The sequence below is a fragment of the Agrobacterium sp. B1(2019) genome (assembly GCF_008274755.1).
GTDB lineage: Bacteria > Pseudomonadota > Alphaproteobacteria > Rhizobiales > Rhizobiaceae > Agrobacterium > Agrobacterium salinitolerans.
Genome location: NZ_VTPB01000001.1, coordinates 1,478,965 through 1,500,333, shown reverse-complemented (window position 1 = coordinate 1,500,333; position 21,369 = coordinate 1,478,965). Strand labels below are relative to the sequence as shown.

At 59.1% G+C, this 21,369-nt stretch carries 23 protein-coding genes and 1 tRNA gene; 7 read left to right on the top strand and 17 right to left on the bottom strand.

What is annotated here, in order from left to right:
* The first annotated feature begins 71 nt into the window (after nucleotides 1-71).
* On the top strand, nucleotides 72-569 hold the full coding sequence (locus AGR1_RS07450; RefSeq protein WP_078054033.1) for a ferritin: 498 nt from the start codon (nucleotides 72-74) through the stop codon (nucleotides 567-569).
* Nucleotides 570-639: 70 nt separating this feature from the next.
* Here AGR1_RS07450 and AGR1_RS29525 read toward each other — a convergent pair whose 3' ends face one another.
* The 3 genes from AGR1_RS29525 to AGR1_RS07435 form a co-directional block, all read right to left on the bottom strand.
* Nucleotides 640-843 carry a hypothetical protein gene (locus tag AGR1_RS29525; RefSeq protein ID WP_020811145.1) on the bottom strand — a complete coding sequence of 68 codons (204 nt, stop codon included), beginning with the start codon at nucleotides 841-843 and terminating at the stop codon, nucleotides 640-642.
* Between the two features lie 103 nt (nucleotides 844-946).
* Nucleotides 947-1,207 carry a hypothetical protein gene (locus AGR1_RS07440; protein ID WP_020811146.1) on the bottom strand — a complete coding sequence of 87 codons (261 nt, stop codon included), beginning with the start codon at nucleotides 1,205-1,207 and terminating at the stop codon, nucleotides 947-949.
* 138 nt (nucleotides 1,208-1,345) lie between these two features.
* Nucleotides 1,346-1,422, bottom strand: a tRNA-Pro gene (locus tag AGR1_RS07435).
* Between the two features lie 218 nt (nucleotides 1,423-1,640).
* Between AGR1_RS07435 and AGR1_RS07430 the strand changes: the two genes are divergently transcribed.
* Entirely contained in the window at nucleotides 1,641-2,177 is a 537-nt protein-coding gene (locus tag AGR1_RS07430) for a DUF1269 domain-containing protein (protein WP_003521556.1), read from the top strand.
* Nucleotides 2,178-2,248: 71 nt separating this feature from the next.
* Here the strand turns inward: AGR1_RS07430 and AGR1_RS07425 are convergent, their stop codons facing one another.
* The 6 genes from AGR1_RS07425 to uppC form a co-directional block, all read right to left on the bottom strand.
* Nucleotides 2,249-2,902, bottom strand: coding sequence for a hypothetical protein (locus AGR1_RS07425; protein WP_149146595.1), 654 nt, complete (start codon nucleotides 2,900-2,902; stop codon nucleotides 2,249-2,251).
* Between the two features lie 172 nt (nucleotides 2,903-3,074).
* Complete coding sequence (locus AGR1_RS07420; protein WP_003521552.1) at nucleotides 3,075-3,224, bottom strand: hypothetical protein; 150 nt, start codon at nucleotides 3,222-3,224, stop codon at nucleotides 3,075-3,077.
* Between the two features lie 77 nt (nucleotides 3,225-3,301).
* Nucleotides 3,302-4,543, bottom strand: coding sequence for a polysaccharide biosynthesis O-antigen ligase family protein UppF (uppF, locus tag AGR1_RS07415; RefSeq protein ID WP_149146594.1), 1,242 nt, complete (start codon nucleotides 4,541-4,543; stop codon nucleotides 3,302-3,304).
* Complete coding sequence (gene uppE / locus AGR1_RS07410; protein WP_080793017.1) at nucleotides 4,540-6,093, bottom strand: polysaccharide biosynthesis glycosyltransferase UppE; 1,554 nt, start codon at nucleotides 6,091-6,093, stop codon at nucleotides 4,540-4,542. Before uppE ends, uppF begins: the two co-directional genes overlap by 4 nt.
* A gap of 223 nt (nucleotides 6,094-6,316) precedes the next feature.
* A complete protein-coding gene (gene uppD / locus AGR1_RS07405) occupies nucleotides 6,317-7,459 on the bottom strand; it encodes a polysaccharide biosynthesis type 4 glycosyltransferase UppD (RefSeq protein WP_162927518.1) in 1,143 nt (380 codons plus the stop codon).
* A 16-nt stretch (nucleotides 7,460-7,475) separates the two neighbouring features.
* Complete coding sequence (gene uppC, locus AGR1_RS07400) at nucleotides 7,476-8,048, bottom strand: polysaccharide export protein UppC (RefSeq protein WP_080790905.1); 573 nt, start codon at nucleotides 8,046-8,048, stop codon at nucleotides 7,476-7,478.
* 210 nt (nucleotides 8,049-8,258) lie between these two features.
* Between uppC and uppB the strand changes: the two genes are divergently transcribed.
* On the top strand, nucleotides 8,259-10,529 hold the full coding sequence (gene uppB / locus AGR1_RS07395) for a polysaccharide biosynthesis protein UppB (RefSeq protein WP_149146593.1): 2,271 nt from the start codon (nucleotides 8,259-8,261) through the stop codon (nucleotides 10,527-10,529).
* A 28-nt stretch (nucleotides 10,530-10,557) separates the two neighbouring features.
* Here the strand turns inward: uppB and uppA are convergent, their stop codons facing one another.
* Together uppA and AGR1_RS07385 are read right to left on the bottom strand one after the other, a co-directional pair.
* The gene (gene uppA / locus AGR1_RS07390) at nucleotides 10,558-11,784 is read right to left on the bottom strand and encodes a polysaccharide biosynthesis GNAT family N-acetyltransferase UppA (RefSeq protein WP_149146592.1); all 1,227 of its coding nucleotides are present in this window, start codon (nucleotides 11,782-11,784) and stop codon (nucleotides 10,558-10,560) included.
* A gap of 97 nt (nucleotides 11,785-11,881) precedes the next feature.
* The gene (locus AGR1_RS07385; RefSeq protein ID WP_020811154.1) at nucleotides 11,882-12,094 is read right to left on the bottom strand and encodes a DUF2842 domain-containing protein; all 213 of its coding nucleotides are present in this window, start codon (nucleotides 12,092-12,094) and stop codon (nucleotides 11,882-11,884) included.
* Nucleotides 12,095-12,235: 141 nt separating this feature from the next.
* Between AGR1_RS07385 and AGR1_RS07380 the strand changes: the two genes are divergently transcribed.
* Complete coding sequence (locus tag AGR1_RS07380) at nucleotides 12,236-13,339, top strand: COX15/CtaA family protein (RefSeq protein WP_162927517.1); 1,104 nt, start codon at nucleotides 12,236-12,238, stop codon at nucleotides 13,337-13,339.
* Nucleotides 13,340-13,345: 6 nt separating this feature from the next.
* Here the strand turns inward: AGR1_RS07380 and AGR1_RS07375 are convergent, their stop codons facing one another.
* The 6 genes from AGR1_RS07375 to AGR1_RS07350 form a co-directional block, all read right to left on the bottom strand.
* On the bottom strand, nucleotides 13,346-14,191 hold the full coding sequence (locus AGR1_RS07375) for an aminoglycoside phosphotransferase family protein (protein ID WP_149146591.1): 846 nt from the start codon (nucleotides 14,189-14,191) through the stop codon (nucleotides 13,346-13,348).
* A 10-nt stretch (nucleotides 14,192-14,201) separates the two neighbouring features.
* Nucleotides 14,202-15,134, bottom strand: coding sequence for an N-acetyl-gamma-glutamyl-phosphate reductase (gene argC, locus AGR1_RS07370; RefSeq protein ID WP_149146590.1), 933 nt, complete (start codon nucleotides 15,132-15,134; stop codon nucleotides 14,202-14,204).
* Nucleotides 15,135-15,204: 70 nt separating this feature from the next.
* Entirely contained in the window at nucleotides 15,205-16,158 is a 954-nt protein-coding gene (speB, locus tag AGR1_RS07365) for an agmatinase (RefSeq protein WP_080790899.1), read from the bottom strand.
* A 132-nt stretch (nucleotides 16,159-16,290) separates the two neighbouring features.
* Nucleotides 16,291-16,758, bottom strand: coding sequence for a 30S ribosomal protein S9 (gene rpsI, locus AGR1_RS07360; RefSeq protein ID WP_051795849.1), 468 nt, complete (start codon nucleotides 16,756-16,758; stop codon nucleotides 16,291-16,293).
* A gap of 2 nt (nucleotides 16,759-16,760) precedes the next feature.
* Entirely contained in the window at nucleotides 16,761-17,225 is a 465-nt protein-coding gene (rplM, locus tag AGR1_RS07355; protein WP_080790898.1) for a 50S ribosomal protein L13, read from the bottom strand.
* Nucleotides 17,226-17,477: 252 nt separating this feature from the next.
* Nucleotides 17,478-18,314: an EamA family transporter gene (locus tag AGR1_RS07350; protein WP_149146589.1), complete on the bottom strand. Its 837-nt coding sequence runs from the start codon at nucleotides 18,312-18,314 to the stop codon at nucleotides 17,478-17,480.
* Between the two features lie 901 nt (nucleotides 18,315-19,215).
* On the opposite strand from AGR1_RS07350, the gene AGR1_RS07340 reads away from it, so the two are divergent.
* The 3 genes from AGR1_RS07340 to AGR1_RS07330 all read left to right on the top strand — a co-directional run bounded on the left by AGR1_RS07340 (nucleotide 19,216) and on the right by AGR1_RS07330 (nucleotide 21,364).
* A complete protein-coding gene (locus AGR1_RS07340) occupies nucleotides 19,216-19,650 on the top strand; it encodes a CoA-binding protein (RefSeq protein ID WP_149146588.1) in 435 nt (144 codons plus the stop codon).
* 73 nt (nucleotides 19,651-19,723) lie between these two features.
* The gene (locus AGR1_RS07335; protein ID WP_149146587.1) at nucleotides 19,724-21,007 is read left to right on the top strand and encodes an O-acetylhomoserine aminocarboxypropyltransferase; all 1,284 of its coding nucleotides are present in this window, start codon (nucleotides 19,724-19,726) and stop codon (nucleotides 21,005-21,007) included.
* Nucleotides 21,008-21,019: 12 nt separating this feature from the next.
* A complete protein-coding gene (locus AGR1_RS07330; protein WP_080790895.1) occupies nucleotides 21,020-21,364 on the top strand; it encodes a cupin domain-containing protein in 345 nt (114 codons plus the stop codon).
* The last annotated feature ends 5 nt before the right edge of the window (nucleotides 21,365-21,369 follow it).

The following is a 21,369-nucleotide window of genomic DNA, read 5'->3' as shown; positions in this document are numbered from 1 at the left end:
CTCCGCCTTTCAGGCCGCGCCAATCCGCACCGCAAACCCGCTTCCTCAACCCCGAAACCAAGGATGAAACCATGGCAAACAAAGTGATTGAAACGACGCTGAACGATCTCCTCAATGGCGAACTGCGCGCCCACCACGCCTATCTTCAGGCGGCAGCATGGGCGGCGGAACGCAATCTCGACGGTTGCTATAAATTCCTGCTCGGCCATGCGGCGGAAGAGCTGGAGCACATGCACCGCATCTTCGGCTTCCTGAACGATCTCGGCGCTCGCGTCACCTTTTCCGAACTGCCGGCGCCGCAGGTCACGGCAAACGACATCAAAGGCCTGTTCACCATCGTGACGGAGCACGAATCCCGCGTCACCGCCGCCATCAACGCGGCAGTCGATCTTGCCCACGTGGAAAAAGACCACGCTACAACCTCATTCCTGCAATGGTTCGTGGATGAGCAGCATGAGGAAGACAGCCTTTGCCGCACCATACTCGGCAAGATCGAGTTGATCGGCGACGGCCCCAATGCGCTTTACCTGATCGACCGCGAAATCGGCCAGCTGGCGGACAAGGGCTGATTGCTGCGCCAGTTTTTCTTACGCTCCACAAGCCGCACCGAACACGGCTTGTGGAGTGGAAGCCGTCGGCTCAATCGCGTCCGATATCCGGTGTCCATCCGCGCGTATATCCCTTTCCCATAATGGCGACCGCCAGGGAAAGCTGTTCCTGCAGATGCTCGATTTCGCCGAGAAGGGCTTCGACGGCCGCCTTCGCATCGCCGTCATGACACTGGATGACATATCCGGCTATGTCGTCAGGCCGTATGGGGGTGATTTTTTCAGCGTCGGACATATTGGATGACCTCTCTTTTGTTCACTAAATGTTCTAATTTTAGCAGAGAGTCAACAAGGCAATGGGCGTCGCCCATTACAGTCCGGGCACTGCGAGTTGAAGGTTAGTGGACAGACGGATCCTCGCCATCCAGAAAGCTGCGAATTCCGTCTTTCTCGCACGTGGCCAGGAATTCTTCCCAGGCGTCTTTGTCAGTCGCGAAAGGTTCGTCCCAGGTGGTGACATCGTCATGCTCGCTGATGACTTCGAGCGTCCAATCCTGCTGGGTGCCGGCGGGCCGGTAGATATCAACCAGAACGGTGATGCCATCGTCTTCAAACTCGCCCGAGAATTCCGAGTGTTCTATTTTCGTTTTTTTGGCCATCTCGGCACACCTCATTCTCAGGCCTGGACAAATGTATAGCCGAATCCGGTGTTTTAAGTTCGCGCATGGCGCGGGTTACCAGATGGCTGAAACAAATATAGCCAGCTCTGGGGGAACTGGCTATCTATCTGATTTTAATGGTCGGAGCGGCGGGATTCGAACCCACGACCCCTTGACCCCCAGTCAAGTGCGCTACCGGGCTGCGCTACGCTCCGAACCTGAAAGCCGTTTATATATAAGCCTGTTAGGGCGCAAGCGGAAAATGGTCTTTTCATAAAAAAAGGAGCAAAGGGTGTGGATGGCGCATAGGGGCCGAAGCAGCCCGGATGGGCGGCCGTCAAACGCATGACACATCCGCTTTCCATCATTGCCGGAACAAGCCGCCCGCTTCGGCGTTCAATCGCAGCGGAATTGAAACTCAGGGAGACGAACTATGTCTGAACTTGTCGTTGTTGGTTTTGACGGAACGGAAGTGGCCGACAGGGTGCTTCTGAAGCTTGCAGGCCTCAAAAAGGAATATCTGGTCGATCTGGAAGATGCCGTGGTCGTCGTTCGCGATGAAGACGGTAAGGTGCATCTGAAACAGAGCGTCAATCTGACGGCGATCGGCGCAAGCTCCGGTTTCCTGTCCGGCGGTCTCTGGGGCGGCCTCGTCGGCCTGCTGTTTCTCAATCCGCTGGCGGGATTTGCCATCGGCGGCGCGATCGGTGCCGGCACGGGCGCTCTTGCGGGTTCGCTGACGGATTTCGGTATCGATGACGATTTCATCAAATCGCTCGGCGAGACCATTCCCAACGGTTCTTCGGCGCTGTTCGTGCTGATCCGCAAGGTGCAACCGGAAAAGGTGCTGGCGGAATTCGAAGGCCTGCGCGGGCGGGTTATCAAGACGTCGCTGTCGCCGGCGCAGGAAGCGCAGTTGCAGAAGGCACTTTCCGGCGGAGCCGAACCGGCTGCCGCACCTGCCGTCTGAGCAGACGATAAAAGCGAGGCTGCGGCATGTTCCATGTCGCAGCCATCCGTTCAGGCATCGGCGAGTTCGGCTTATACGGTCAAAGTGCCGTTTTTCGCCTGCGGCCAGGTGAGATAATAATAGCGGCTGCCGACGCTGCCGAAAAACGCGCTGTCGCCAGAGATGATATCGACATAGGCGCCGGTTTCGCTTCTCGCATAGGCCGAGCCGTCGCGCTTGAGATGGTCTTTCAGAAAGTCGCTCCATCCCGTCATGGCTATATCCGTGGCCGGTCTGGAGGTGGTTTTTGTATCTGCGGCCACGTCCCAGGCTTTGACCTGCGCGCCTTCGGCGGGATCGGAGACGGTCAGCGTGCCGGCCGTCAAAGCCTCCAGCATGGCCTTGGCCTGCGAAGCCTTGTCCGGATCCGCGGTCAGTTCTTCCAGCGTCTCCTTCAGCGCCTTCATGAAATCGACCTTGGTAATATCGCCGGAAGAAAGCCGGGTATCCGTGTCGTCGGTCTGCGTATCCTCGTTCGAGGTCTGGGCATATTGTGCCAGAAGCTGCGTGAGTCGCGTGTTGGTGGAAGAGGAGGAGTTGGTGGTATCGAGCCCGTAGGAGCCGAGCAAAGACGTCCGAGTCGAGGAGGAGGAGGTGACGGCGGGATTGTCTTCCTGCTCCTTGATGGCCTTGAGGGCCAGTCTGGTGGCGGTGAGGCGTGTTGACAGGTCGATGGAGGAGACCATTGCGCTAGCTGTTTCCTTGATCGGGCGATACGCATCATTCGTACCGAACCGGCTCGGCGGGCATCGATCCCGCCTTTCGTCTCCTCTCATAAGAAGACCGGGCGAATCCCGACCGCGTTCGGCTTGGGATGCCCCCGGTCTTAATGGCCGGACTTTGCGCGACGCTTGCGGATCAGTTTTCCTGAACGGAGACCCCGTTAGGGCCGATGTTCATCTCGATTCCCTTCGGCTTGCTTTCCTCGTGCCAGACATAGATGCCGAGACCGGCAATGACGACGATGAGGGCGCCGATAATGAGATAGAGATTATTGGTCTGCGTCATAAGATGTCTCCCCGTTTGACAATCAGAATCGGGGGCTAAACGCATGAAATGGTGTAAGGTTCCGTAAGGGTAGGTCTTTACGCGGCGCGTGCGCGGCGGCGCAGGCTTTCGCGTTTTTCCAGCGCCATGCACCCCCACAATATGCCGAGCAGCAGGAAGAAATGCCGCCAGTGGTCGGTATCGATGACGGCGCCGATCATCACATGTCCCACGAAAGTAACCCAGGAAATGATGAGGAACGGCTGCCAGGGGCGTGGCCGCAGCAGATGCCTGAAACCGGCGGCAATGGTCCAGCAGATCAACACGAGATAGATCACGAAACCGAACCAGCCATGCGTCGTCAGGCTCTTCAGCCAGATATTATGTTCGGCAGCGGGAAAGATATTGTCGAACACCATCGGGCCAATGCCGAGCGGATGATCCATTGCGAGCAGGAAGCCGAGATAGTGGCGGGCAAAACGGCCGAGATGCCCACCATCATAGGATTGCACCGCAGAGGCGCGGCTAAGGAACAGATCGGCCACCTGTTTGAACTGCAGCGCGATGACAATAGCCGCGACCATGAGGCCCGCGGCGACAAGAAACAACACGAGTATCTTCAGACGAAAGGCGGCCGTTCGTTCTTTCAGCAGCATGACGAAAACGAGGAGGATGGTGGAAAACAGAAACAGGCCCCAGGCCGCGCGCGAGAATGACAGAAAAATGCCGAGCGACAGGATGAGCAGCCCGACGATCCGTAAAGGCGCATGCATCGCCTTGCCGGTGAGGAGGCCGTAGATCAGATAAAGCGACGGGGTCACCAGAAAGGGACCGAAAACATTCGGGTCCTGAAAGGCGCCCTTGGCGCGGTCGTAAAGGGTGAATACCTCGAAACCCGGAATAGCGTGGAAATATCCGATGATGCCGAGCAGGGCGGTGATCAGCGCCGCTGCAAGCCAGGCCCGGAAAATCAAAAGCAGCCGCTGGTATTTGTCCTCGATGATCGCCGCATAAAAAACCGATGTCAGCGCCAGAAAGGTCGAGACGGCGAGATAAAGCGGTCCCTCATCCAGATCGGCCATGGTGGTGAGGGAAAGATAACCGCCGACATTGAAGGCAAGCAGCAGGCACAGAAGCAGGACGACGGTGCGCGAAAGGCGAAGGCCGAGCAGGAACCAGAGCGCCACCTGTCCCACCATCATCAACTCATAAGGCGCCGGCTCGGAGATAACGAAACCGGAAAGGAACACGCCAAACGCGATGAAGAACGCACCGATGAGCCGTATGGTGGCTAAAGGTGCGTCGAAATCCGCCGCGTGCTGGTAACCGGTGTGGGTCAATAGGCGTTTTCCGATTTGAGCAGCCGGATCGGCGTGAGGAACAGGATCTTCAAATCGAGAAACAGCGACCAGTTCTCGATGTAATAGAGATCATATTCGGTCCGGAACTTGATCTTGTCGCCATGGTCGATCTCGCCGCGCCAGCCGTTGATCTGCGCCCAGCCGGTGACGCCGGGCTTGACCTTGTGGCGTGCGAAATAGTGCTCCACCACCTCGGTATATTTCAGGTCGCCCGTCTGGGCGTGAACGGCATGCGGACGCGGCCCGACGAGCGAAAGATCGCCGTAAAGAACGTTGAAAAGCTGCGGCAGTTCGTCCATCGAGGATTTGCGCAGGAAGCGGCCGACGGGCGTCACGCGTGGGTCGTTCTTGGTCACGGCCTTTTTCGCGGTCGGGTCGGCGAGCTCCGTATACATGGAACGGAACTTCCAGACATTGATCGTCTCATTGTTGAAGCCGTGGCGCTTCTGCTTGAAGAGGATCGGGCCTTTCGAGGTGGTTTTCACGGCAATTCCCGCCCCCACCATCACAGGCCATAAGAGGGCGATGCCGATGAGGCTGAAGGTGATGTCGAACACCCGTTTCGCCACCGAATCCCAGTCGCGGATCGGCTTGTCGAACACATCGAGCATCGGTACCTTGCCGACATGGGAATAGGCGCGGGGGCGGAAACGCAATTTATTGGCATGCGCCGCAATGCGGATATCGACCGGCAGCACCCAAAGTTTGCGCAGAAGCTGGAGAATGCGCGCCTCGGCGCTGAGCGGCAGGGCGATGATCAGCATGTCCAGCTTCGTCAGGCGGGCGAACTCTACCAGCTCCGCAAAGGTTCCGAGTTTGGGATAACCGGCGACAACTTCGGGGGAGCGGGCGCTTTTCCGGTCGTCGAAGATACCGCAGATGCGGATATCGTTGTCGGACTGCTGCTCCAGTGAGCGGATAAGGTCCTTGGCGGTATCGCCGCCGCCCACGATGACGGCGCGGCGTTCCATGACGCCGTTGCGGCCCCAATGGCGAATGGCGAAGCCGAGGATCAGCCGCCCGGCGAAAATCGCGACCGCAGCCGTTGCATACCAGATGCCAAAGGCTTGCCAGGAATGCAGCGCATCGGGAAAGAAAAGGAGAAGGAAACAGGCAATTCCCACGAAGGAGAGGCACACTGCGCCCTGAATGCGGGCGAACATCTTCAGCGGCGTACGCAGCGTCGGAAGCTGATAGCAGTCACCGGCCTGCAACAGAAACACGCAGAGCGTCGCCCCCAATACGCCGCCGCCGAAAACCGACAGAAAGGTTTCGAGACCGCGATCGGCCGCGATGCCGTTGACGATGGCGGCGATGACGACGAGCATTGTGAATTCCAGAAGCCGCAATTGCCCGATCACCATATTGGGCGAATGGTTGCCGGCGCGAAGCTGGTTGGCGATCTGCCGTGCAAGCGGATTGAGCACGACCGTTTCGGACGCCGAAGACCCGCCGGCTTCATGGTCAGAGAGTTTCTTGCGCAATGACGCCAGATCGAATTGCATTCTGTCCTTGTCAGTCTTGGTCATTGCCTTGGTCCGCACCCTCCAGCGCATCGGGCTGAAAATCGCATTGAATTTCCGACCTGAACGATGCGCAACCTCAAAGTGGCAGAGCGCCTTTTATGCATCCGAAGGGGCGCACGCGCTCTACGAGCAGGAAACTAGCCGAAACATGCTAAGAAACGTTTATGATGATTTTCGACAGGATGGCCGGAATATACAATTAAAAATCGTGTTTTTGAAATGACTATCAGGTCGATAACAGGTCGCGATAGAGTTTCATCATCTCATTCGCCATGACCGGGGTTGAAAATTTCGCTTTGAAGCTGTCGGGACGAGGCATGATCCGCTGCGCCCAGTCGGCGTCCTCGGCATCCTTGACCATGATCCGTGCCAGCGCATCGGCGTCACCAGCCGGTACCAGCGCTTCGCTGTCTTCTCCAAGGACCTCGGGAATGCCGCCGACATGCGAGGCGATGACCGTCTTTCCCGACGCAAGCGCTTCCAGCACGATATAGGGCATGGCTTCGGCGCGCGACGGCACCACTACCGTCGACGCCAGTTCGAAGGCCTGTCTGGCGGGCATGGCCGCATGCATGGAAATACGCCGGGAAAGCCCGGCCTTGTCGATCATCGCCGCATATTTGTCCCTGTCCGGTCCGTCGCCGACAATCACGCCGGACATGGGCTGGCCGAGACTGCGTTCCATTTTCGCGAATGCCCTGATGAAGACATCCGGCCCCTTGAGGTCGCGCAACATGCCGATATAGAGAAAACGGGCTGCGTCTTCGCGGGTGGGTACGGTTTCGAACTCGCTTTCCTGAACGCCGTTATAGATCATCGCGGTGCGGGTGCGCGGCCTGCCGACCTTGGTTTCATACGTCGCCTGCTCGAAATTGCAGACGAAACAGAGCGCATCGGTGAAATGTTCCTGAAACCGCTCCAGCCGCAGGAAGAGCTGCCCTTTGAGGCTGTTTCTGGCATAATGCAGGCTGCCGCCATGCGGTGAATAGAGGCGGGCTACGCGATACCTGTTCGCCCGCAGGAGTGAGCCGATCAGCCGGGCAAGAGCGCCACCCTTGGCGCTGTGCCCGTGCAGAATGTCCGGCCGCAAACTTTTGATGTGCTTGTAGGATTTCCACAGCGCCATGAGATCGCCGGGGCTGATGGACCGCCGGATGGGCAGGCGGGTGAGGCCAAGTTCCAGCATCGGGGTGATCTGTGCGAAGAGCCGCTCCTCATGCGCGCCGCCGGTGGAACTGTCGCAAACGATGCCAACCTTGTGGCCCTGCTTCACATGTTCTTCGATGAGGTCGCGCACATGGCGGAAAACACCGCCCACCGGGGAGCGGAAGCAATGAATGATACGCAGGGGAGGGCCGTCATCCGACACGTGCGCCACTCCGTTCTCAGAAGAAGCGTTCACGCACATAGACGGTATCACCCGCCAGAATGGGCGCGGTGATCCCGATCCGGCCGGTCATCACCTCGGCGTTGATCTTGCGGGTAATGTCGACATCGGCCTGATTGGCGCGCGGAGTAAAGCCGCCGGCAATGGCTATGGCGTTTTGCGCGGTCATGCCCGGCACATAGGAATATTGGCCGGGACGACCGACTTCGCCCATGATGAAGACCGGGCGATAACGGTCGATCTCGATCGTCACGTCTGGATCGCGAAGGTAACCCTGCCGCAATTTGGCGGCGATGGCGGCTTCGAGCTGCGGCAGGGTCTTGCCGCGTGCGGGAACCTGACCGACGAGCGGGAAGGCGACATAACCGGCCTGGTCGACCGTATAGGTGTTGGTCAGCCCGGCCTGCTCGAACACGTTGATGCGCAGCCTGTCGCCGCTATCGACATGATAGGGTTGCAGCGCAGCCTCGTTAAAGGACCTCGGCGCGGGTTGATATGCCGCGCAGCCGGAAAGGGCCGTCAAAACGGCGAGCGTCAGTGCGGTGACATGTCGTGATCCGGCGAGCGGCATCTCATCTGGCTCCGAGTCGATCTTTGATCATTCTTATCGTTCTGTTAGGGTTAATGTGCGGTAAACAGCCGGCGCGAGCGATGGTAATATCGGCTTTATTTCGTCGGATTCTGCGGGATTAACTGTTGTGTTACCCGCAAGACTTAAGCTTCGCGAAAATTGACCATCTATATTTGAACGCCCGAGGTTTGTCTCGGTTACGGAGCCTGCATGAACGGCGATCGCATTGACGACAGGGATGTGGATATCGATCTTGCGCAGCTTGTCGCGGCCATATGGCAGCGCAAGGGGCGGATCGCGGCGATAACGCTTCTGGCCGGAGGCTCCGCCTTCGTGATCGCCAGCATGATGTCGCCCGCCTATAAGGGCGAGGCGCGCGTGCTCATCGAATCCCGCACGGCCTCCTTCGGCGCTTCGCAGCAGTCCAATGCGCCCGCCGAGCCGGTTCTCGACGAATTGACCGTTTCCAGCCAGGTGCAGATCCTGCAATCGGTCGATCTCATCAAACAGGTCGCGAAAGACATGAAGCTCTATGAGCTTGATGAGTTCGATCCGGAGGCCCATCCTTCGCTCATCTCGCAGCTGCTGGTCGCCGTCGGCGTCAAGAAGGACCCGCTTCAGGTGTTGCCCGAAGAGCGGGTGCTGAAGGCCTTCCGGGAAAAGCTGCAGGTTTATCAGGTCGAAAGCTCGCGCGTCATCACTGTCGAATTTTCCTCGCAGGACCCGAAGCTTGCCGCTGCCATCCCTAATGAGATGATGAAGGCCTATATCGCCCTGCAAAGCGGCGCAAAGCTGGATACAAGCACGGAAGCGGCGCGCTGGCTGGAGCCGGAAATCGCCAATCTGCGCGAAAAGGTGCGCGAGGCCGACAGGAAGGTCGCGGATTATCGTGCCTCCTCCGATCTTCTCTCGGCGGGGCAGGGCGAAACGCTCGCCACCCGCCAGCTCAGCGATATCTCCACCGAACTTGGCCGTATCCGCGGAGAGCGCGCCAATGCCGAGGCGCGGGCGGAAGGCGTGCGCAGCGCGCTTGCTAACGGCCGTCCGCTTGATACTTTCCCCGATGTCGTCGGTTCCCCGACGATCCAGAGGCTGAAGGAAAACGAGACGACGATCCGCAGCCAGATTTCCGATCTTTCGTCTTCGATGCTGGAAGGCCATCCGCGCATCCGTGCGCTGCGCAATCAGCTTGACGGCATACAGCGGCAGATTCAGGAAGAAACCCGCAAGGTGCTGGCAAGTCTCGAAAACGAGGCCAATGTTTCGCGTCTGCGGGAACGGCAACTGGTTCAGCAGCTGAACATGCTGAAATCGGAAAGCGTTCGTGCCGGCGAACAGCAGGTCGGTCTCAACGATCTGGAGCGGGAAGCTTCTGCGCAAAGGCAGCTTCTGGAAACCTATCTTGCCCGTTACCGCGAAGCGACATCGCGCGCCGGTTCGGTGGATTCCACGCCGGCCGATGCGCGCGTCATCTCGACGGCGGTGGAGCCGCGCGAACCCTATTTCCCGAAGACCGGCGCCATCACCATCGTCGTGACGCTGGCTGCCTTTCTGCTGTCCTGCATCGTCGTCATGCTGGTGGAGCTCTTCACCGGCCGGGCCTTGAAGCCGTTGGGCAGGAACCAAGTTCCGCCGCTCTCCGATCCGCCTCCTCCTTCACGCGGGCCGGTCGATCCGGACAGGACCACGGATGCGCCGGGACAGCCTTTAGCAGCGCGCCATGAAACCATGCAGCCTGCCGCGCGAGCCATGCCGGTCGCGGCATACCAGCCGGTTGCCGAAGAGGAAGAACGGCGTGTACCGGCCGTCGCCGCTGCGGCCGCCATACCGGCCTTGCCGGTGCAGGATGTCACGGCCGCCAAAGAGGAGGCAGTGGAGGAGGAGGTCGACGCCAATGACGATTTCTCCATTAACGCCGTTGCAGGTTTCCTGGCTACCCGCCTTGCCAAGCCGGTCGCCGCGATCGTGTCTCCGGCCGGTGATAGTGGTTCGACCACGACCGTCATGCTGGCCCGTGCTCTGTCCGAAATGGGCCGTTCGGTCGTTCTCGTCGACATGACGGCGTCAGCCTGTCCGACGCGATTGATGGCGTCGGAGGCTGGACTTCCCGGTGTGATGGACCTTCTGGCGGGCGCGGCCGCCTTTGGCGAAACAATTCACGGCGACCGCCTGTCCGACGCCCATATCGTGCCGCGTGGCAATGCGCAGCCGCGTGAGGCTATGCGCGCGATAGACCGTCTGACGATGATTCTCGGCGCGCTCTCCGACGCTTATGATACCGTCCTCGTCGAATGCGGCGCGGTACAGATTTCGAGCCTCGGGAAAATGCTGCGTAACCTGCCGGCGGAAATTATCGTCTCGGTTCCGGGCAAGGATAGCGAATTGTTGGAAAAGACGCTCGGTGAACTGGTTGCCGAGGGTTATGAACAGGCGCTGCCGCTGACCGGCATGCGCACGCCGGGCCATCTGAGCGCGGCCTGAGGCGCCCCATACCTACTGCGCCGGCACCTCAGTCGGCGGCGCTGTCCATCTTCGGCCGTCCGGCGCGAAACCGCTGTATCAACGCATAAAGCGCCGGATTGGATTTGATCAGGCTTTTCGTCCGGGCAATGGCGACATAGGCCGAGGCCGCAACACGACCCTTCAACGTCACCGGCAGGAATATATCGTGCTGCACGGTGAAAAGCGGGCACCAACTGCGCTTGTAGAGCTGGTCGCCGACGCCGAAATCGAAGATTGCCGCCTTTTCGCGGCAGGCCCTTTCGATCATCAGCCAGAACAGCAATTCGCCAGGGCTGATTTCCGAAACGGATTCATCGATCGAACCGAACTGGCAGATGATGTGATCCTGCTTGCGCGAAAGCCCGGCTATCGCGGCGATGACGCCCTCGTTTTCGCCATGCAGGCGAATGGCGTGCAGCTCCAGCAGGCTGTCCGTGCCCGTCTGTGGGAAATTGGCGAGATCGTAGAAGAAATCCTTCACCGATTGATCGCGAAACACGTCCGGAATGCCCTGCGAGGCGAAGCGAGCGGCCTTTTGGCGGAAAAACGCCTGCAACAATTCGCATTTTTCCTGTGGCGATTGCGCGATCACATGGCTGTAGCCGCCCATTTCCTCGGCCCTTCGGCTCTGGATGCGGAATTTCTTCCGTCGCCTCTTGGCATTGACCTGCCGAAGCGTGGCCTCGAAACTTTCGAACAGGGGAAGCTGGAAGGCCGGGTTCTGGTTTTCGACGGAAGCAAGATGCGAGAGGGGATTGGTCCTGTCGCGCCACGTCAGCGGTATGTTCTGCAAAGCCAGAATATCGGCTCGACCGTGCAACAGCTTCCGCGCCTCGCGGGCAATCGCCGTCGCGATTTCCTTTCCGGCCTGTCCGGCAAAAGAGGGTTCGAAAAGCCCCGTATTGATATTGTTGAAACGGCCGCCTGGAAAACGCGCCTTGCGAACGACGCCTTCCATTACGATTTCGAGAGGCAGCAGAAAGATCGTCTTGCCGCGTTGCCGGCCGCGAAGCGTCAGGAGCGCGCTATCCTGCGTTTGTGCCCAGATGGAGCACCAGCCGAAACCCTGATGCAGCGAATTGAGCGGATCGTTTTCCAGCCGCTCCCAGTCGACGCGGATGGTGGAGGCGTCATCGACCAGATCGATCAACAGGCGATCAGCACCCCGCCGCTCGTTTTGCACGGCGGTCGGTGCTTGCTCGTCGCTGATAAAGATCGGCCCCTCAGCCGCCATCCACTCTCTCCGGTTGTTTGGGTCGGACTATATCGCTGAGCGGCAAACAATCGGTTTATAAAATTGCGACCTCAGGGTGTCATGCAATGGTCGGCGCTTAACCCTGTTTTTTGGGTCCGGCCATCCACTTGATGATCAGCATCGCCGGCAGAACCCACAAGATTCCGGTCAGCACGAAATAAGCGAGATGCACCCACCAGGGCGATTGCGCCAGCGCCGCCGATGCAATGGCCGTCGCCACCACGGCGTAAACGACGACGAGGCAGATGATGACGATGGTGCCGATAAGCGATCTGAGGCGAGGGTGCATGAAATTTTCCGTGATTGAACAACTGGCCGACTATACCGCCGCGACCGCATGCCGCAAACCCTGAGGCCTTGTTTTGTGGCGCCGGTTGGGGCTAATCAACATGACTGTATGAGGGAGACCTGAAAGATGCGTTCGAGCGGCATGACAATGGCAAATGGTTCGGCGGACATGGTGGTGGAAGCTGCCCTGCAGAAACAGGAGAAGGACCGCCGGCTGCTTCGCATCTGGCTGCGCGTTGTGCTGTTCACGCTCTTCTGTCTGGTCCTCGTCGGCGGCGCCACGCGGCTCACCGAATCCGGCCTGTCGATTACCGAATGGAAGCCGATCCACGGCGCCATTCCGCCGCTTTCCGTCGCCGAATGGGAAGAGGAATTCCAGCTCTACAAGCGCATTCCCCAATATCAGGAAATCAACAAGGGTATGTCGCTCGACGAGTTCAAGACGATTTTCTGGTGGGAATGGGCGCATCGCCTGCTTGCCCGCACCATCGGCCTCATCTTCGCTTTGCCGCTCGCCTTCTTCTGGCTGACAGGCCGCGTCGAAAAGCGCCTGCGCCTGCCGCTGGTCGGTCTGCTGGCGCTTGGCGGTTTTCAGGGCTTCATCGGCTGGTGGATGGTCTCTTCCGGCCTCGTCAACCGCACGGATGTCTCGCAATACCGCCTTGCCACGCATCTGACTATCGCCTGCCTCATCTTTGCGGGCTGCATGTGGATTTTGCGCGGATTGTCACACCATTCTCCCGAGGCCGCCGGCGAAAAGACGGGCAGGGGTTTTGCCGCGCTGCTGACGGTGCTCTGTCTCTTCCAGATCTATCTAGGCGCATTGGTGGCGGGGCTGAATGCTGGCCTTTCCTACAATACCTGGCCGCTAATGGACGGCTCACTGGTGCCGGGCGATCTCTTCCTGCAACAGCCCTGGTGGATCAACCTTTTTGAGAACCCCAAGACGGTGCAATTCGTCCACCGCCTCGGCGCCTATACGCTGTTTGCCGCCACGCTTTGGCATATGGTGTCGATGGTGTGCGCCTTGCCCGGCACACCACACGCCCGCCGCGCGGTGCTGTTCTTCGTGCTCGTCTCCATTCAGGCGGCGCTAGGCATCACCACGCTGCTCATGCATGTGGATATTCATGTGGCGCTTGCCCATCAGGGCATGGCGCTGATTGTGCTTGGTTTCGCCGTCGCCCACTGGCGCGGTTTCATTGGCGAATATCCGGCCCCCGTTGCGGTCGAAGTCAGGGACTGAGACGGCTTAGAACTGCCTGAGCACCGTTTTGATGGCGGCCGCGACGGCGAGTTCGTTGTCGCGCTCTTCCGCATTGCCGTCCTCTTCGTGCCACACGGCGGAAAGGCAGCCATAAGCGAAAGCATATTGCAGCAATACCCGCTCGTCCCGTTGCAGAGCCTTCGCGAAAATCGCCGCCATGGAGGCGATGCGCGCCTCGTTGCGGGTAAGGTCGAAACGGTCGAGCGGATTGGAGAACATATTGGCGACATCGAGCGCCGCATCGCCGATCAGGCCAGCCGGATCGATGATGATCCAGCCGCGTTCACTGCGCATGATGTTTTCGTGATGCAGATCGCCGTGCAGCGGCTTCACATCCCGCTGCCGGTCGATCAGCGCCTGCGCCAGCGTGGCCGCCTCGATATAGGGGCTGTCCATGCCGTCGGTGCGATCCAGCTCGGCCTTGCGAAACAGGCTCTCGAAATAGAGCGGCAGCGTGAGCAGGCTTGAAGGCGGCTTCTGCTGCGATGGCTGATGATATCTGAGCAGGACATCGGCGGCGATTTCCGTCGTGGCGTTGTCGTTGCCGTCGCGAAACAGCACGTCGCGCAGGGTCTCCGTGCCGGCGTGTTCCATCAGCAGAATATCGTCGGAGCGGTCGAGCAGCTCCACGCAGCCGATGCCAGCGCGCCATTTAATGAAATCCGCGCCGCGAAGGCTGTCCTTCAATACTTTCTTTTTCAGAACCTTGGCGACGGCGAGGGAACCATCGCTGCGCGAAAGCTCGTACACCACCCCGGCCGGCGTATCGGCAATCTGTTCTGCGGCCTCGATATTCCACGAGGCCGGAAAAGATGGGGTGGCAATATTCATGAGAACATTCTCATGCAGAGAGCATCAGTTCCATGTTCTGTACCGCCGCACCGGATGCGCCCTTGCCGAGATTGTCGAGCAGCGCCACGAGGTTGATATGCTCACCGCCCGGCGTACCGAAGACGAAAAGCTTCATCGTGTCCTTGCCCGCCAGTTCCTCCGCATCGATGCGGGAGAGCCCCTTGCTTTCGGCAAGCGGCACCACACTGACGATGTCCTGGCCCGCATAATGGGCAGTCAGCGCCGCGTGGATCGTTTCGATGGTCGCACCTTCCTTCAGGTCAGCGGCAAACAGCGGCACCTGCACGATCATCCCCTGCGGGAAACGACCGACGGAGGGCGAAAACAGCGGTGCACGGTCGAGCTGACCATGAATGGTCATCTCCGGCACATGCTTGTGCTTGAGCGACAGGCCATAAAGGAAATTATTGGCGCTGACGGCGTCATCGCGGCTCTGGTCTTCCATCTGGGCAATCATCTGCTTGCCGCCGCCGGTATAACCGGAAACCGCATTGACGCTGACCGGATAACCGTCCGGCAGCAGGCCTGCGGCGCGCAACGGGCGCAGAAGTGCGATTGCGCCGGTCGGATAGCAGCCCGGATTGGCGACGAGACGGGCGGAACGAACCTTCTCGCCCTGTTCCTTATCCATTTCGGCAAAGCCATAGGCCCAGTCCTGATGGATACGATAGGCGGTCGAGGTATCGATGATGCGGACATTGTTATTGCCGGCCACCATCGAGACCGCTTCCCGGGAAGCGTCGTCCGGCAGGCAGAGGATAGAAATGTCGGCGTTGTTGAGCATATCCTCGCGCATTGCCGCATTGCGGCGCTCGGCTTCCGGAATGGACAGCAACTCAATATCGCGGCGACCGGCAAGGCGCGTGCGGATCTGCAGACCCGTGGTGCCGTGTTCGCCATCGATGAAGATCTTCGCTGTCATGTCCTTGTCCTGACTTTTCAAAGTGTTGCGAGGGTATTCGGAATCAGTTTGGCAAGCGCCGTTGTCTTTGTCAGCCAGCCTTCGCCAGCCGTTCGGCACGCAGGCCAAGCATATACATTGCAACGGTCGCTCCGGCAATGGCGGTAATATCCGCATGGTCGTAGGCGGGCGCGACCTCCACCACGTCCGAGCCGCGAATATCGAGCTGTCCAAGCCCGCGCAAAACGGAGAGAATTTTCGCACTGGTCGGCCCGCCAGCGACTGGCGTGCCTGTTCCCGGCGCAAATGCGGGATCGAGGCAATCGATATCGAAGGTCAGATAAGCGGGCATGCCGGCCGTGTGTTTGACGATCAGCGAGGCGATATCGCTCGCCCGCATTTCCTCCACCTCATAACCATGGAGAATGCGAATGCCGAAATCGTCAGGCGCATGGGTGCGGATGCCGATCTGGATCGAGCGGTCGGGGTCGATCAGCCCGTCGCGCACGGCGCGCGCCACAAAGGACCCGTGGTCGATGCGCTTGCCGTCATCGAACCAGGTGTCCTGATGTGCGTCGAACTGCACCAGCGCCAGCGGGCCGTGCTTCGCGACATGCGCCTTCAAAAGCGGCCAGGTAATGAAATGATCGCCGCCGAGCGTCAGCAGATAATCCGTCTTGGAGATAATCTTTCGCGCTTCCTTTTCGATCGTATCAGGTGTCTTCCAGTGATTGCCGTAATCGAGCAGACAGTCGCCGTAATCGATGGTCGGCATTTGGGCAAAAAGATCACGCGCGAAGGGATATTGCGGATCGTTGTCGAAGATCGCCGAAGCCCGGCGGATCGCCTGCGGCCCGAAACGGGCGCCCGGTCGATTGGAGGTGGCCGCATCAAAGGGGATGCCCCAGATGGCCGTGGATACGCCCTTGAGGTTCTTCGTATATTTACGCCGCATGAAGGAGAGGACGCCTGCATGGGTCGGGTCGGTAGCGGCCGATGTCAGGGCCGTTGCGGTGAAGGCATGGTCGATGGTTTTGGCCGGCATATCTCACCCCATTGCGTTTCGCGCTGAAGGTGCTGTCTTCCTGCTAAAAAAACAAGGGAGGAGAGCCATGAAAAAAAGGCGGAGCCGAAGCCCCGCCTTTCGGAGTTCTGAACGAACCGTTCTGAGAAGCGATTAGCGCTTCGAGAACTGGAACGAACGGCGGGCCTTGGCCTTACCATACTTCTTACGCTCGACAACGCGGCTGTCGCGGGTCAGGAAGCCGCCCTTCTTCAGAACGGAGCGCAGGCCCGGTTCGAAGTAGGTGAGGGCCTTGGACAGACCGTGACGAACAGCGCCGGCCTGACCGGACAGACCACCACCGGCAACGGTGGCGATGATGTCGAACTGACCCGTGCGGGCCGCGGCGACGATAGGCTGCTGGAGGATCATCTGCAGAACCGGACGTGCGAAATACGCGGTGAAATCGCGGCCGTTGATGATGATCTTGCCAGAACCGGCCTTGACCCATACGCGGGCTACGGCGTTCTTGCGCTTGCCGGTCGCGTAGGAGCGGCCGAGAGTGTCAACCTTGCGGACGTGCACGGGAGCCGAAGCTTCCGATGCCGGGGCGAGGTCTTTCAGAGAGGAAAGATCGGCCATTATCAGGCGCTCCTTACGTTCTTCTTGTTAAGCACGGCCACGTCGAGAACGGTTGGCTGCTGTGCTTCGTGCGGATGGTTCGAGCCGGCGTAAACGCGCAGGTTCTTCATCTGGCGACGGCCGAGCGGGCCGCGCGGGATCATGCGCTCGACGGCCTTTTCAACGACGCGCTCCGGGAAGCGGCCTTCGATGATCTGGCGAGCCGTACGCTCCTTGATGCCACCCGGATGACCGGTGTGCCAGTAGTACTTCTTGTCGGAATACTTCTTGCCGGTGAGGGCAACCTTTTCCGCATTGATAACGATGACGTTGTCGCCATCATCAACGTGGGGGGTGTAGGTAGCCTTGTGCTTGCCGCGCAGGCGGGTTGCAACGATGGTGGCGAGGCGACCAACAACGAGGCCTTCGGCGTCGATGATGACCCACTTCTTCTCCACCTCAGCGGGCTTCTGAACGAAAGTAGACATGAATTTCACTTTCTAACGTGGACCCGTCATCCTCTTGCATGAAGAGCATACGGGCGTTTCTTGTTGCTTGGTTTGGTTGCCGTGAAAGACAACCGCAAATGACCCAATTCCGGCTGGAATCCGATCTGGCGCGCTTATACGGTGCGCGAACGAAAGCGTCAATATGACGGATTCTGAAGGTCGTAAAAATAAGATATAAAAAACAATGACTTGATAATGGGGTATTGTTTTACCTCATCAAACAGCCCCGTTTTACCCCAGTCGCATCACCAGAACGCCTGCTGCAATGATGCCTCCGGCAAGATAACGCCAGACGCTGGCGCGTTCCTTCAGGATCACCACGGAGATCACCAGTGCAAAGAGAATGGAGGTTTCCCGGAGCGCCGCGACGACCGCGACAGGCGCCTTGGTCATGGCGTAGAGCGCCAGCCCGTAAGAGAGAATGGAGCCGCCGCCGCCGATCAGTCCGCGCCACCAGTTGCGCCGGGCATGGTTTGCGACCGGGCCCACACCGCGCTGGTAAAGGGCAAAGCCGAACAGCAGCACGGGCGGCAGAAGCGACATCCACAACGTATAGGAGATGGCGTTACCGGAAAGCCTTGCGCCGACACCGTCGACGAAAGTGTAGGATGCGATCACGAAAGCGTTGAGCAGAGCGACCATGATCGCCTTTCTGCCGCCGCGCCGCGCCTCGAAAGCGAGCGTCAGGATGCCGCCTGAGATGACGGCGATGCCGGCAAGCGCCACCGGGCTCAAAATCTCGCCCAGGAAAAGGCCGCTCGTCGCAGCGACGATCAGAGGCGCCACGCCGCGCATGACGGGATAGACAAGGCCGATGTCGCCGATCGTATAGGCGGCGGCGACAAGGCGGAAATAGGCGAATTGCAGGACGGCCGAAGCGATCAGGAAGGGAATGGCGACCGGCGCGGGAAATGGCAGGAAAGGCAGAAACGGCAGCGAACAGGCCGCAGCGCCCGCCGCGATCAGCGAGGCGTCCAGCGGTTTGTCGGATCCGGCTTTGACCAGCGCATTCCATCCGGCATGCAGCATCGCGCCCATGAGCACCAGAAGAAGAATGTCAAATGTCACAATAGAGACTCGCTCGCGGGCTACTTTGGGTAACCTATAACATCCGTTTGAAAACCGGAATCGATTTCCCTCGGGTGGCCAGCCTTTTCCGATTGCCCACGCACATGGTTTTCGACCGGGAGAGCCACCCGGATGGGGTGTGCCTGTCGCAGATATTGTTACACGCGTAAAATTTTTACTTTGTTCATGTCGTCGAATGGCGGAATGATTTTGCGCGGGCTCGGTGCCAGGTTCTGCTCGGAATTTCATCTGTCAGGTGTGGGTATCAGTGCTGGACGCGCGGCTAATTGTTCTGCCGAGTGGCGTGCCCGGGGCTGCGGAATGGCTTGTTTCACCAAATGTTCCAGCTGCTCTCCTGTGGATGCCTCGAAAAGCAGTGTATCAATTTGGTAATGGCGTGAATGAAAATAAATTTCAAAAATTCATGCTGTTAATAACTGTAACGTTGCAGATCGATGTATTGATTGGTTTGCGACATAACTTCTTGAAAATTAGGCACGTCTAATTTAACAGCGAACGGAATGAAAACAAACAGGAGACGAACGGCGCATGAATTGCACGTCAATGTTGTTTGTGGCGGTATTCAGGTCAGTCTGCGCCACTTTTTAAAACTGGACAGGAATGGTCAATAAAATCTGAACTCCTGTGTTTGGTGAAATCATTTTGCGTGACCGAAAAGCGGTCGCTGCAGGATGTCGAACTCTCCGGCAGCGATTTTTGGCTGGGCAGGGGTTCAAGAGGATGAAGAAGCTTCCTAGATGGGAGGGGTGGGCGCAACCGGCGGCGTCAGGGCTGTGTTTTCGACATCATGCACGAGACGCCATGCTCGCGAGGCGTTCGGATGGCGGATTGGCGCTGGCATTCTTCAAACCACATGACGTTCTGGAAGGGATAAGTTGACATGCAGCATGATACTTACGAGCCCGATTATCTCAGAAAAATTCTGACTGACGTCAAAACCATCGCCCTGCTGGGTGCTTCTCCCAATCCCGACAGGCCGAGCCACGGCGTGATGCGCTTTCTCCTGTCCAAGGGGTATCGCGTGTTTCCGGTCAATCCCGGCCAGGCGGGCAAGGAAATATTGGGGCAGAAGGTCTATGCCAGACTCGCCGATATTCCCGAGCCGTTGGACATGATCGACGTTTTCCGGGCGCCGGAATATCTGTCGGCCATCGTCGAAGAGGCGATCTTACTGCCCGAGCGGCCATCGGTGATCTGGGGCCAGCTCTCCGTTCGCGATGACAATGCCGCCGCCAAGGCGGAAGCCTATGGCATGGAAGTGGTGATGGACCGTTGCCCCGCAATTGAGTATCCGCGTCTCAATATTGCGCGATAGTTGGTACGGATTGCACTTATCATTTGGCGCCAAGGCATTATGATCCCTCCAAAATTCCAATGGAGGAAACATCATGCCGAGCAACAATCCCGGTTTTTCGACACTGGCCGTTCATGCGGGGGCGCAGCCTGATCCGACAACCGGCGCGCGCGCGACGCCGATTTATCAGACGACGGCCTATGCTTTCCGCGACGCCGATCACGCCGCCGCCCTGTTCGGATTGAAAGAGTTCGGCAATATCTACACCCGCATCATGAACCCCACCCAGGCGGTTCTGGAGGAGCGCGTGGCGGCGCTCGAAGGTGGCACAGCGGCGCTCGCCGTTGCTTCCGGCCACGCGGCGCAATTGCTGGTGTTCCATACGCTCATGCAATCCGGCGATAATTTCGTCGCGGCCCGCCAGCTTTATGGCGGCTCGATTAACCAGTTCGGCCACGCCTTCAAGGGTTTCGACTGGCAGGTGCGCTGGGCGGATGCCGCAGATCCGGCAAGCTTCGAGGCGCAGATCGATGGTCGTACCCGTGCCGTCTTCATCGAAAGCCTCGCCAATCCCGGTGGTACTTTCGTGGATATCGCCGCAATCGCCGATGTCGCCCATCGCCACGGCCTGCCGCTCATCGTCGACAACACCATGGCGAGCCCCTATCTGCTGCGGCCGCTGGAGCATGGCGCGGATATCGTGCTGCATTCGCTGACGAAATTCCTTGGCGGCCATGGCAATTCCATGGGCGGTGTTATTGTGGACGGCGGCACCTTCGACTGGTCGGCGACGGACAGATATCCGGCGCTGTCGCAGCCGCGACCCGAATATTCCGGCATCGTGCTGCACCAGACCTTCGGCAATTTCGCCTTCGCCATTGCCTGCCGCGTTCTGGGATTGCGTGATCTCGGCCCGGCAATCTCGCCCTTCAACGCCTTCCTGATCCTGACCGGCATAGAAACGCTGCCGCTGCGCGTTCAGCGCCATTCCGACAATGCGCTCGCCGTCGCGAAATGGCTGAAGGCACACCCAAAGGTCGGCTGGGTGCATTATGCGGGCCTGGAGGACAGCGACAATCACGCCATCCAGCAGCATTATTCGCCGAAGGGGGCGGGCTCGGTCTTCACCTTCGGCGTCAAGGGCGGTTATGCGGCCGGCAAGGCGTTGGTGGAAGGGCTGCAGCTTTTTTCGCATCTCGCCAATATCGGCGACACCCGCTCGCTCGTCATCCACCCGGCCTCCACCACTCATGCGCAGTTGACGCCGGAACAGCAAACGGCCGCCGGCGCCGGGCCAGATGTGGTGCGCCTGTCGATCGGCATCGAGGACGTCAAGGACATCATCGCCGATCTCGAACAGTCCTTTGAAAAAATCTGAGGACCTGCCGCGATGACAAATCTTGTGTCTTTTGAAAGCAGCGCCGTTGAGGTGGAGCACGGCGCGCCTGCGCCGGAAAGACTGATATCAGGTGATCCCAAATTCACGACATGGAATCTCGAAGAGGCTCCCGGCGGCATCTATGCCGGCATCTGGCAGTCTACGCCGGGCAAATGGCGGGTGGTCTATGATGAATGGGAATATTTCAGCATTCTCGAAGGCCATTCCATCCTGACCGAAGACGGCGGCACACCGCGCGATCTGAGGCCGGGTGACAGGATTATCCTGCGCCCGGGCTTCACCGGCACCTGGGAGGTCGTGGAAACCACGCGGAAGGATTATGTTATCCGGCTGTGAGGCGG

Bases quoted from the DNA above. Each gene is read 5' to 3' on its own strand.
- AGR1_RS07450 (WP_078054033.1), top strand. From the start codon at position 72: ATGGCAAACAAAGTGATTGAAACGACGCTGAACGATCTCCTCAATGGC.
- AGR1_RS29525 (WP_020811145.1), bottom strand. From the start codon at position 843: ATGTCCGACGCTGAAAAAATCACCCCCATACGGCCTGACGACATAGCC.
- AGR1_RS07440 (WP_020811146.1), bottom strand. From the start codon at position 1,207: ATGGCCAAAAAAACGAAAATAGAACACTCGGAATTCTCGGGCGAGTTT.
- AGR1_RS07430 (WP_003521556.1), top strand. From the start codon at position 1,641: ATGTCTGAACTTGTCGTTGTTGGTTTTGACGGAACGGAAGTGGCCGAC.
- AGR1_RS07425 (WP_149146595.1), bottom strand. From the start codon at position 2,902: ATGGTCTCCTCCATCGACCTGTCAACACGCCTCACCGCCACCAGACTG.
- AGR1_RS07420 (WP_003521552.1), bottom strand. From the start codon at position 3,224: ATGACGCAGACCAATAATCTCTATCTCATTATCGGCGCCCTCATCGTC.
- uppE (WP_080793017.1), bottom strand. From the start codon at position 6,093: ATGACCAAGACTGACAAGGACAGAATGCAATTCGATCTGGCGTCATTG.
- uppC (WP_080790905.1), bottom strand. From the start codon at position 8,048: ATGCCGCTCGCCGGATCACGACATGTCACCGCACTGACGCTCGCCGTT.
- uppB (WP_149146593.1), top strand. From the start codon at position 8,259: ATGAACGGCGATCGCATTGACGACAGGGATGTGGATATCGATCTTGCG.
- uppA (WP_149146592.1), bottom strand. From the start codon at position 11,784: ATGGCGGCTGAGGGGCCGATCTTTATCAGCGACGAGCAAGCACCGACC.
- AGR1_RS07385 (WP_020811154.1), bottom strand. From the start codon at position 12,094: ATGCACCCTCGCCTCAGATCGCTTATCGGCACCATCGTCATCATCTGC.
- AGR1_RS07380 (WP_162927517.1), top strand. From the start codon at position 12,236: ATGACAATGGCAAATGGTTCGGCGGACATGGTGGTGGAAGCTGCCCTG.
- AGR1_RS07375 (WP_149146591.1), bottom strand. From the start codon at position 14,191: ATGAATATTGCCACCCCATCTTTTCCGGCCTCGTGGAATATCGAGGCC.
- argC (WP_149146590.1), bottom strand. From the start codon at position 15,134: ATGACAGCGAAGATCTTCATCGATGGCGAACACGGCACCACGGGTCTG.
- speB (WP_080790899.1), bottom strand. From the start codon at position 16,158: ATGCCGGCCAAAACCATCGACCATGCCTTCACCGCAACGGCCCTGACA.
- rpsI (WP_051795849.1), bottom strand. From the start codon at position 16,758: ATGGCCGATCTTTCCTCTCTGAAAGACCTCGCCCCGGCATCGGAAGCT.
- rplM (WP_080790898.1), bottom strand. From the start codon at position 17,225: ATGTCTACTTTCGTTCAGAAGCCCGCTGAGGTGGAGAAGAAGTGGGTC.
- AGR1_RS07340 (WP_149146588.1), top strand. From the start codon at position 19,216: ATGCAGCATGATACTTACGAGCCCGATTATCTCAGAAAAATTCTGACT.
- AGR1_RS07335 (WP_149146587.1), top strand. From the start codon at position 19,724: ATGCCGAGCAACAATCCCGGTTTTTCGACACTGGCCGTTCATGCGGGG.
- AGR1_RS07330 (WP_080790895.1), top strand. From the start codon at position 21,020: ATGACAAATCTTGTGTCTTTTGAAAGCAGCGCCGTTGAGGTGGAGCAC.